Source organism: Streptomyces sp. CC53, from assembly GCF_001865245.1.
Classification (GTDB): domain Bacteria; phylum Actinomycetota; class Actinomycetes; order Streptomycetales; family Streptomycetaceae; genus Streptomyces.
Window position 1 is genome coordinate 25,580 of sequence record NZ_MKXB01000230.1, and the last position, 10,450, is coordinate 36,029.

Consider the following 10,450-nt stretch of genomic DNA (forward strand, 5'->3'; position numbering starts at 1 on the left):
GCGCGCGACAGGAGCCAGAGGACCATGCAGACCAAGCTGGACGAAGCCAAGGCCGAGCTGCTCGAACGGGCCGCTCGGGTAGCTGAGCACGAGAGCGGTGACCGCCCGGACCGGGCGACGCTCCTCGACTACCTCCAGCGCTACTACCTGCACACCGCTCCCGAGGACCTCACCGACCGCGACCCGGTGGACGTCTTCGGCGCGGCACTGTCGCACTACCGGCTGGCCGAGAACCGCCCCCAGGGCACGGCCAACGTCCGGGTGTACACCCCGACGGTCGAGGAGAACGGCTGGACGTGCAGCCACTCCGTCGTCGAGGTCGTCACCGACGACATGCCGTTCCTCGTGGACTCCGTCACCAACGAGCTGTCACGCCAGAACCGGGGCATCCACCTGGTGGTCCACCCCCAGGTCGTCGTCCGCCGCGACGTGACCGGCAAGCTCATCGAGGTCGTCACCGAGAGCGCCGAGCCCGGCGCGCCCCGGCCGCACGACGCGCTCGTCGAGTCCTGGATCCACGTCGAGACCGACCGCGAGACCGACCGCGCCGACCTGAAGCAGATCACCGCCGACCTGCTGCGCGTCCTGTCCGACGTCCGCGAGGCCGTCGAGGACTGGGACAAGATGCGGGACGCCGCGCTGCGCCTCGCCGACGGGCTGCCCGACGAGCCCACCGCCGACGACCTGCGGCCCACCGAGGTCGATGAGGCCCGCGAGCTGCTGCGCTGGCTCGCCGACGACCACTTCACGTTCCTCGGCTACCGCGAGTACAACCTCGTCGACGGCGACGCCCTCGCCGCCGTGCCCGGCACCGGACTCGGCATCCTCCGCTCCGACCCGCACCACAGCGGCGACGACGCGCACGGCCACCCCGTGTCGCCGTCCTTCAACCGGCTGCCCGCCGACGCCCGCGCCAAGGCCCGCGAGCACAAGCTGCTCATCCTCACCAAGGCCAACAGCCGCGCCACCGTCCACCGGCCGTCCTACCTCGACTACATCGGGGTGAAGAAGTTCGACGCCGCCGGCAACGTCGTCGGCGAGCGCCGCTTCCTCGGACTGTTCTCGTCCGCGGCGTACACCGAGTCCGTGCGCCGCGTGCCCGTCATCCGCCGCAAGGTCGCCGAGGTCCTCGACGCCGCCGGGTTCTCGCCGAACAGCCACGACGGCCGCGACCTGCTGCAGATCCTGGAGACCTACCCGCGCGACGAGCTGTTCCAGACGCCCGTCGACGAGCTCCTGGCCATCGTCACCAGCGTCCTGTACCTCCAGGAGCGGCGCAGGCTGCGGCTCTACCTCCGCCAGGACGAGTACGGCCGCTACTACTCGGCGCTCGTCTACCTGCCGCGCGACCGCTTCAACACCACGGTCCGCGAGCGGCTGACCGACATCCTCAAGGAGGAGCTCGGCGGCACCAGCGTCGACTTCACCGCCTGGAACACCGAGTCGGTCCTCTCCCGCCTCCACTTCGTGGTCCGCGTCCCGCAGGGCACCACCGTCAGCCCGCTCACCGACACCGACGCCGACCGCATCGAGGCCCGCCTCGCCGAGGCCGCCCGCTCCTGGGCCGACGGCTTCGCGGAGGCTCTCGACGCCGAGGTCGGTGAGGAGCGCGCCGCAGAGCTGATGCGCCGCTTCGGAGGCGCCTTCCCCGAGGGCTACAAGGCCGACCACACCCCGCGCTCCGCCGTCGCCGACGTCGTCCAGCTGGAGCAGCTCAAGGACGGCGGCAAGGACTTCGCCCTGTCGCTGTACGAGCCGGTGGGCGCCGCGCCCGGCGAACGCCGCTTCAAGATCTACAAGACGGGCCCGCAGGTCTCCCTGTCCGCGGTGCTGCCGGTCCTCAACCGGCTCGGCGTCGAGGTCGTCGACGAGCGGCCGTACGAGCTGCGCTGCGCCGACCGCAGCCACGCCTGGATCTACGACTTCGGCCTGCGCATGCCCGCGCCCGCCGGCAGCGGCGGCGACTACCTCGGCGACGACGCCCGCGAGCGCTTCCAGGAGGCGTTCGCCGCCACCTGGACCGGCCGCGCCGAGAACGACGGCTTCAACGCGCTGGTGCTGGGCGCCGGCCTGAACTGGCGGCAGGCCACGGTGCTGCGCGCCTACGCCAAGTACCTGCGCCAGGCGGGCTCCACGTTCAGCCAGGACTACATGGAGGACACCCTCCGCACCAACGTCCACACGACCCGGCTGCTGGTGTCCCTGTTCGAGGCGCGGATGTCGCCGGAGCGGCAGCGCGCCGGCACCGAGCTCACCGACGGTCTGCTGGAGGAGCTCGACGGGGCGCTGGACCAGGTCGCCTCCCTCGACGAGGACCGCATCCTGCGCTCCTTCCTCACCGTCATCAAGGCGACGCTGCGGACGAACTTCTTCCAGAAGGGCGCCGACGGCGCACCGCACCCGTACGTGTCGATGAAGTTCGACCCGCAGGCCATCCCGGACCTGCCGGCCCCCCGCCCCGCCTTCGAGATCTGGGTGTACTCGCCGCGCGTCGAGGGCGTCCACCTGCGCTTCGGCAAGGTCGCCCGCGGCGGTCTGCGCTGGTCCGACCGCCGGGAGGACTTCCGTACGGAGATCCTCGGCCTGGTCAAGGCGCAGATGGTGAAGAACACCGTCATCGTGCCGGTCGGCGCCAAGGGCGGCTTCGTCGCCAAGCAGCTGCCCGACCCGGCCGCGGACCGGGACGCGTGGCTGGCGGAGGGCGTCGCCAGCTACCGCACGTTCATCTCGGCGCTGCTGGACATCACGGACAACCTCGTCGCCGGCGAGGTCGTGCCGCCCGCCGACGTCGTCCGCCATGACGAGGACGACACGTACCTCGTGGTCGCCGCCGACAAGGGCACCGCCACGTTCTCGGACATCGCCAACGAGGTCGCCACCGGCTACGGCTTCTGGCTCGGTGACGCCTTCGCGTCCGGCGGCTCCGCCGGCTACGACCACAAGGGCATGGGCATCACCGCCCGCGGCGCCTGGGAGTCCGTGAAGCGGCACTTCCGGGAGCTGGGCCACGACACGCAGACGCAGGACTTCACTGTCGTCGGCATCGGCGACATGTCCGGTGACGTGTTCGGCAACGGCATGCTGCTCAGCGAGCACATCCGGCTCGTCGCGGCCTTCGACCACCGGCACATCTTCATCGACCCGAACCCGGACGCGGCCGTCTCCTACGCGGAGCGCCGCCGCATGTTCGAGCTGCCCCGCAGCTCCTGGGCGGACTACGACACCGCGCTGCTCAGCCCCGGCGGCGGCGTCCACTCGCGGCAGGCGAAGGCCATCCCGGTCAACGCCGCCATGCGGGCGGCCCTCGGCATCGAGGACGGCGTCACCAAGATGACCCCGGCCGAGCTGATGAAGACGATCCTCCGGGCCCCCGTCGACCTGCTGTGGAACGGCGGCATCGGCACGTACGTGAAGGCCGCCCACGAGTCCCACGCGGACGTCGGCGACAAGGCCAACGACGCCATCCGCGTCGACGGCGAGGAGCTGCGCGTCAAGGTCGTCGGCGAGGGCGGCAACCTGGGCCTCACCCAGCTCGGCCGCATCGAGTTCGCCCGCAGGGGCGGCCCGGACGGCCAGGGCGGCAAGGTCAACACCGACGCCATCGACAACAGCGCCGGCGTCGACACCTCCGACCACGAGGTCAACATCAAGATCCTGCTGAACGGGCTCGTCGCCGAGGGCGACATGACCGTCAAGCAGCGCAACAGGATCCTCGCCGAGATGACCGACGAGGTCGGTGCGCTGGTGCTGCGCAACAACTACGCGCAGAACACCAACCTGGCCCTCGCCGCGCAGCAGTCCGCGTCCCTGCTGCACGCCCAGCAGCGGTTCATGCGCCGCCTGGAGCGGGACGGCGCCCTGGACCGGGACCTGGAGTTCCTGCCCTCCGACCGGCAGATCCGCGAGCTGCTCAACAGCGGCAAGGGCCTCAGCCAGCCCGAGCTGGCCGTCCTCCTCGCCTACACCAAGATCACGGTGGCGGAGGAGCTGATCGCCACGGACCTGCCGGACGACCCGTACCTGCGCGGGCTGCTCCACGCGTACTTCCCGACGAAGCTGCGCGAGGAGTTCCCCGAGCACGTCGACACCCACCCGCTGCGCCGCGAGATCGTCACGACGGTGCTCGTCAACGACACCGTGAACTCCGGCGGCTCGACGGTGCTGCACCGGCTGCGCGAGGAGACCGGCGCGTCCATCGAGGAGATCGTGCGGGCGCAGACCGCGGCCCGCGCCATCTTCGGCCTGGGATCCGTGTGGGACGCCGTGGAGGCCCTCGACAACCGGGTCCCGGCCGAGGTGCAGAACCAGATCCGGCTGCACTCGCGGCGCCTCGTCGAGCGCGGCACCCGCTGGCTGCTCAACAACCGGCCGCAGCCGCTGCGGCTCGCCGAGACCATCGACTTCTTCGCCGAGCGCGTGGAGCTGGTGTGGTCGGAGATGCCGAAGCTGCTGCGCGGAGCCGACCTGGACTGGTACGAGGGCCTGGTAGACGAGCTGACCGGGGCCGGGGTGCCCGACGAGCTGGCCGCCCGCGTCGCCGGGTTCTCCTCCGCGTTCCCGACGCTCGACATCGTCGCCGTCGCCGACCGCACGGGGAAGGACCCGCTGGCCGTCGCCGAGGTCTACTACGACCTGGCGGACCGGCTGCGCATCACCCAGCTCATGGACCGGATCATCGAGCTGCCGCGGGCCGACCGCTGGCAGTCCATGGCCCGCGCCTCCATCCGCGAGGACCTGTACGCCGCGCACGCCTCGCTCACCGCGGACGTCCTGTCCGCGGGGAACGGCACGTCGACGCCGGAGGAGCGGTTCGCCGCCTGGGAGAGCAGGAACGCGGCGCTGCTGGGCCGCGCCCGCGCCACGCTGGAGGAGATCCAGGGCTCGGAGGCGTTCGACCTGGCGAACCTGTCGGTGGCCATGCGGACCATGCGGACGCTGCTGCGCACGCACAGCTAGCGGTACGCACCGCCGGGGGCGCCCACCGACGAGGTGGGCGCCCCCGCGGCGTACCCGAGCCCGTACGAGGCGCCTCTTCCCCGCAGTACCGCCGTACCCGCCGTACCGCGCGTCAGGAGATCCCGCGTCAGGGCCGGGGCTCGCAGCCGGCGGCGCGGCCGCGGGCCGCCGGGGCATCGTGCCACCGGCCCGGCGGGCGCGTGCCTCAGGGGACGCGCAGCACGTCGGGCGCCGACTCCTCCCACAGCAGCCGGCACGACAGCAGCGCCGCCCACACCAGCAGCCCGTTGCGGGCCACCAGCAGCGCGCAGCCCAGCGGCGTCACCGTCAGCACCTGGAGGTACAGCACCGGGTAGACGAGCGCCGTGAGCGCCGCCGCCGGCAGCAGCAGCACCGCCACCGCCCGCTGCGTCGTGGCCCGCGACGTCAGGCAGAGAGCGGCGAGCCCCAGCAGCCACACCAGGTACTGCGGGCTCAGCACCCTGCTGGTCACGGTGACCAGCAGCACCGCCATCAGCGCCGCGTCCGCGGGCGTGGCGGCCGACCAGTGCAGTGAGCGGATCCGCCACAGCAGCAGCCACACCAGGGCGGCGCCCGTGAGCACCAGGGACGCGCCCGCCACGACGGCCGTGTACGGTCCGGTGAACTCGAACGCCCCGTACCGGTACACCACCCGCCCCGGCCAGCCCGCCAGGTGGGCGACGGACAGCAGCGTGCCGCCCACCGACTCCACCTGTACCCCGCGCCCGCCCTGGTGCCGGAGGAAGCCGAGGGCCTGCGGGAACAGCAGGAGCAGCGCAGCCGCCCCGACCGCCGCGGTGGCCAGCATCGACCCCCACGACTGGCGGGTCACCCGCCCCCGCGGCGTGCCGACGAGGGCGACCAGCGGCCAGCCCTTCACCAGGGCGCCCAGCCCGACGAGGGCGCCGCCCAGCCGGGCCGGCCCCGCCCGTACGGCGAGGAGGCCGCCCACGGTCAGGGCGGTGACGAGCACGTCGTACCGGGCGAGTGGCAGGTGCAGCAGCAGCGGCAGCGCGCACGTCCAGTACCAGGCGCCTGCGGCGCAGTCGCCGCCCCGCGCACGCGCCAGCGCGAGGGCGACGGCGGCGTCCGCCGCCAGGGTGAGGGCCACGAACGCCTGGAAGTAGGTGAGCCCCGGCACGGCGCCCGGGGCGAGCAGCACCAGCACGGCGCCCGGCGGGTACTGCCAGGCGGTCTCGTCGGCGGGGAGCACCCCCTGCGCGAGCTGCTCGTACCAGTACCGGTACAGGACGTGCACCTCGCGGCCGACCCCGCCGATGCCGAGGGTGTCGTGGGCCAGCAGCCACAGCATGCCGCCGCGGGTGAGCAGCCACACGGCGGCCAGCGGCAGCAGGCCCGGCCGGGGCGGCCTGCGGAAGCGCAGCCGGATCCTCCGCAGCCGCGGGGGTCGCAGCGCGCGGGGCGGGCGCTGCGCCCGCGGGGTGCGGGGCTTCTCCGGCGGGTCCAGGGGGCGCGGGGTGGGCGGGGTGCGCAGGGCACCCAGACCGAGGCGGCGAGGACGCGGGGTGCTGGTCATCTCCGCGCACATTAGTGGCGTATAGGAGGTTTCGCCCGGTTTGCTGGCGTGAGGGTGAGGGCCCGGCGGGCGGGGCGCCGGGGCCCCGCTTTCACCGGCGGCCGGTCTCCTTCTCGTACGCCGTGACGACCTCGTCGACCGGGCCGTCCATCAGTAGCCGTCCCGCCTCCAGCCAGAGCGCACGGTCGCAGGTCTCGCGGATGGTGGAGTTGCTGTGGCTCACCAGGAACACCGTGCCCGCCTGGGCCCGCAGCTCGTCGATGCGCTTCTGGCTGCGCCGCCGGAAGGCCGCGTCCCCGGTGGCCAGGGCCTCGTCGATGAGCAGCACCTCGTGCGACTTGGCGGCGGCGATGGAGAACCGCAGCCGTGCGCCCATGCCGGAGGAGTACGTCCGCATCGGCAGCGAGATGAAGTCGCCCTTCTCGTTGATGCCGGAGAAGTCGACGATGTCCTGGTAGTGGTCCCTGACCTCCTCGCGGGTCATGCCCATCGCGAGGCCGCCGAGCACGACGTTCCGCTCCCCGGTCAGATCGCCCATCAGGGCGGCGTTCACGCCGAGCAGGGACGGCTGGCCCCGGGTGTAGACGCGGCCCTCGCTGCACGGCAGCAGCCCGGCGACGGCCTTCAGCAGCGTCGACTTGCCGGAGCCGTTGCTGCCGATCAGCCCGATCGCCTCGCCCTTGTGCGCGGCGAAGCTGACGCCCTTCACGGCGTGCACGGTCCGGGCGCCGGGCCGGGGCTCGCGGCCGCGCCGGGACAGGATCCGGGACAGCGCGGCGGTGGCCGCGCCCCGGCCGCCCCTGGAGCCGCCGTTGACGGTGTAGGTCACGTGGACGCCGTCGGCGACGACGGTCGGGACGCGTTCCCCGGTGGTGGTCGGTTCAGCCACGGCCGTACGTCTCCTCTGCCTTCCAGAAGTACACGAACCCGCCGGCGAAGGCGGCCACCGCCCAGCCGGCCGCGGCGGCCCACACGTGCGGCGGGAGCTGCGCGGAGGTGTAGCTGTCGATGAGCGCGAAGCGCATCAGGTCGATGTAGAGCGCGGCCGGGTTGTACGGCAGCACGGCGGCCACCAGCGCCGGCAGGTCACGGCCGGCCAGGACGTGCTGGATGCTCCACATCACGCCCGACCCGTACATCCAGGTCCGCAGCACGAACGGCATGAGCTGGGACACGTCCGGCGTGCGGGCCGTCAGCCGGGCGAGGGCCAGCGTCAGGCCCGTGTTGAACAGCGCCTGCAGGGCCAGCGCCGGCACGGCCAGCAGCCAGGACGCGGACGGCCGGATCCCGCAGGCGAAGAGGATGACGGCGAGCGTCGCCAGGGAGAACAGCAGCTGCTGGAGCTGCTGGAGGGCCAGCGCGAGCGGCAGGCTCGCCCGCGGGAAGTGCAGCGCCCGCACGAGGCCGACGTTTCCGCTGATGGCGCGGCTTCCGGCCATCAGCGAGTTCGCGGTGAAGGTCCAGACGAACACGCCCGTGACCAGGAACGGCACGAAGTCCGCCACGTGGCTCTTCGTGTCCATCAGCACGCCGAAGACGAAGTAGTAGACGGCGGCGTTCAGCAGCGGGGTCGCCACCTGCCACAGCTGGCCCAGCTTCGCCTGGCTGTACTGCGCGGTCAGCCGGGCCGTCGCGAACGCGGTGATGAAGTGGCGCCGGGCCCACAGCTGCCGGACGTAGGCCGGCAGGGACGGGCGGGCGCCGCTGACGCTCAGCCCGTGGCGCAGCGCCAGGGCGCGCAGGTCCTCGGGGGGAGCGGGGGCGCCGCTCTCCGCCGGCCGGGCGAGGGTGGTGGCGGGACTCACCAGGCGTACGCCTTTCGTGCGGTCGTCTCGGGAACGCGAACCGTCGGGACGGACCCGTATCGTCGCTACGGGGAGGTTAGGACGCCAGTACGACGGAACGCAACCATTGCGTCGTGACGGGTGTGTGCGGAACCGCCTATGATCCCCCGCATGACACCACCGCCGCCCGCCCCCCGCCGCGCCCCCGCGGGAGCCGCCGTGCTCCGCGAGGACGTCACCCGGGCCATCCGCGCGGCCGTGTTCGAGGAGCTCGCCGCCGTCGGTTTCGCCCGGATGTCCATCGAGGGCATCGCCCGACGGGCCGGAGTCGGCAAGACCGCCGTCTACCGCCGCTGGAAGTCCAAGCTGTCCCTCGTCCTGGACCTCGTCACCGCGTTCGCCGCCCAGGGACTCCCGGCCCCCGCGACCGGCTCGCTGTACGGCGACGTCCGCGCCCTCCTGGAGGTCGCCGCCCACGCACTGCGCCACCCCGTCGCCTCCCAGGTCATCCCCGACCTGCTGGTGGAGGCCGCCCGGCAGCCGGAGATCGCCGACGCGATCAGGACCGCCCTCCTGGACGGCCAGCGCGGAGTCGCCGCCCAGGTCGTCCGGGACGCCGTGGCGCGGGGCGAGCTGCCCGAGGGAACCGACCCGGAACGCGCCCTGGACCTGATCGTCGGACCGCTGTACTGGCGGCTCGTCGTGGTCCGCTCCTCCCTGCCGGACGGATACCTGGACGACCTCGCCGCTTCGGCCGTCGCCGCGCTCAAGGCGGCGTGACGCGGGACGGGCCGGCGCCGCGCGCGACCGGCGTCCGTCGTGCGGGGCGCTCCGGCTGCCGGCGCGTCGCCTGCCGGAACCCCCCACCGGGGCCTGCCGCCTCCGGCGCCACGCGGGCGGAGCGGCCCCTCGACGGCGCCGCGCGCAACGGGCCTCCTCCGTGCGGGGCGCTCCGGCGGTAGGCGGCCCCGCGTGCCCACGCCGCGGCTGAAGGCTTCGGCGCGAGGCGGCCCGCGCCCGCCTGGAGCGGTGCCCGGCCGGCCGGGGCCTCCCGCACCTGCGTCCCGTGGGCGGGTCCACGGCCCGCCGACGCCCCGGGGCTACGGGTGCCGCGACCCCCCGGCGAGGACGTCGCGGACGACGGCCGCCGACGGCGCCGGGCTGCGCTCCTCCCGCGGCACCACCGGCGGCAGCGTCACCGGGTCCTGCCCGAGAAACACGTGCCGCACCACCCGCTCGGCGACGTGCCCGTCGTCGTACGGGCAGAACCGGTCGCGGAACGCCGCCCGCAGCTGCGCCGACCGCGAGCCGCGCCAGTGCCCCGTGGTGAAGATGTCGATCAGCTCGTCCTCGCTGCGGGCGACCGCCCCCGGCGGGCAGGCCCGCACGTCGAGGTAGGTGCCGCGGGCCGCCGCGTACGCCTCCCAGTCCCCGGTGTGCACGACGACCGGGCGGTCCAGCACCGCGAAGTCGCACATCAGCGGCGCGTAGTCGGTGACCAGCGCGTCCGACGCGAGGCACAGCTCCTCGACGTACGGGTGCGCCGACACGTCCACCACCCTCGGGTGGTCCGGCAGGTCCGCGGCGCCCAGGGCGAGGACCACGCACCGCGGCCCCAGGGACAGCACGACCCGCTCCAGGTCGAGCAGCCGCGGCTGCGGGGTGACGTAGTCGCGGCGGGCCGGGGCGTACAGCACCGCCGTGTGCCCCTCGGCGACGCCGAGCGCGGCGCGCGCCGCGGCGACGTCCCCCGCGGTGGACCGCAGGTACACGTCGGTGCGCGGCGAGCCGTACTCCAGCACGCCGTACGCCGCGGGAAACGCCCGCTCCTGCACGAGGGTGGCGTGCCGGTTGGCGGTGACCACGTGGTCCCAGGTGTCGGCGGCGCGCAGCAGCGACGCGAAGTCGACGGCGCCGCTGGCGGCCGGCCGCCACTGGAGGTCCAGCCCCTCGTGACCGATCGGCGTGCCGTGCCGGGTGCGCAGGAAGACCTGGCCCCGCCGCTTCACCAGCCCCTCCGCCTCCCCGGCGGTGTCGCCCACGTGGTACGTCGAGCGGGCCAGCGCCGTCCAGTACGCGGCGGTGCCGGGGCGCACCACGCGGACGCCGGCGGGCACGGTGCCGCCCTGCCCGCGTCCACGGATCCAGGCGG

The 10,450-nt window shown here is 73.7% G+C and carries 6 protein-coding genes; 2 read left to right on the top strand and 4 right to left on the bottom strand.

Translation table 11 applies throughout. The features are described from left to right. Nucleotides 1-24 precede the first annotated feature (24 nt). A complete protein-coding gene (locus tag BJP40_RS30195) occupies nt 25-4,956 on the top strand; it encodes an NAD-glutamate dehydrogenase (protein ID WP_071283908.1) in 4,932 nt (1,643 codons plus the stop codon). 205 nt (nt 4,957-5,161) lie between these two features. On the opposite strand, the gene BJP40_RS30200 is transcribed toward BJP40_RS30195, so the two are convergent. The 3 genes from BJP40_RS30200 to BJP40_RS30210 all read right to left on the bottom strand — a co-directional run bounded on the left by BJP40_RS30200 (nt 5,162) and on the right by BJP40_RS30210 (nt 8,319). Next, the gene (locus tag BJP40_RS30200; protein ID WP_226962622.1) at nt 5,162-6,514 is read right to left on the bottom strand and encodes a glycosyltransferase 87 family protein; all 1,353 of its coding nucleotides are present in this window, start codon (nt 6,512-6,514) and stop codon (nt 5,162-5,164) included. A gap of 91 nt (nt 6,515-6,605) precedes the next feature. Further along, the gene (locus tag BJP40_RS30205; RefSeq protein WP_071283910.1) at nt 6,606-7,403 is read right to left on the bottom strand and encodes an ABC transporter ATP-binding protein; all 798 of its coding nucleotides are present in this window, start codon (nt 7,401-7,403) and stop codon (nt 6,606-6,608) included. Further along, entirely contained in the window at nt 7,396-8,319 is a 924-nt protein-coding gene (locus tag BJP40_RS30210; protein WP_071283912.1) for an ABC transporter permease, read from the bottom strand. Before BJP40_RS30210 ends, BJP40_RS30205 begins: the two co-directional genes overlap by 8 nt. Before the next feature lie 150 nt (nt 8,320-8,469). On the opposite strand from BJP40_RS30210, the gene BJP40_RS30215 reads away from it, so the two are divergent. Beyond that, the gene (locus BJP40_RS30215) at nt 8,470-9,078 is read left to right on the top strand and encodes a TetR/AcrR family transcriptional regulator (protein ID WP_226962623.1); all 609 of its coding nucleotides are present in this window, start codon (nt 8,470-8,472) and stop codon (nt 9,076-9,078) included. 320 nt (nt 9,079-9,398) lie between these two features. On the opposite strand, the gene BJP40_RS30220 is transcribed toward BJP40_RS30215, so the two are convergent. Next, nucleotides 9,399-10,450: CDP-glycerol glycerophosphotransferase family protein (locus tag BJP40_RS30220; protein ID WP_177204512.1), on the bottom strand; the 1,052-nt coding region annotated here is incomplete at its 5' end.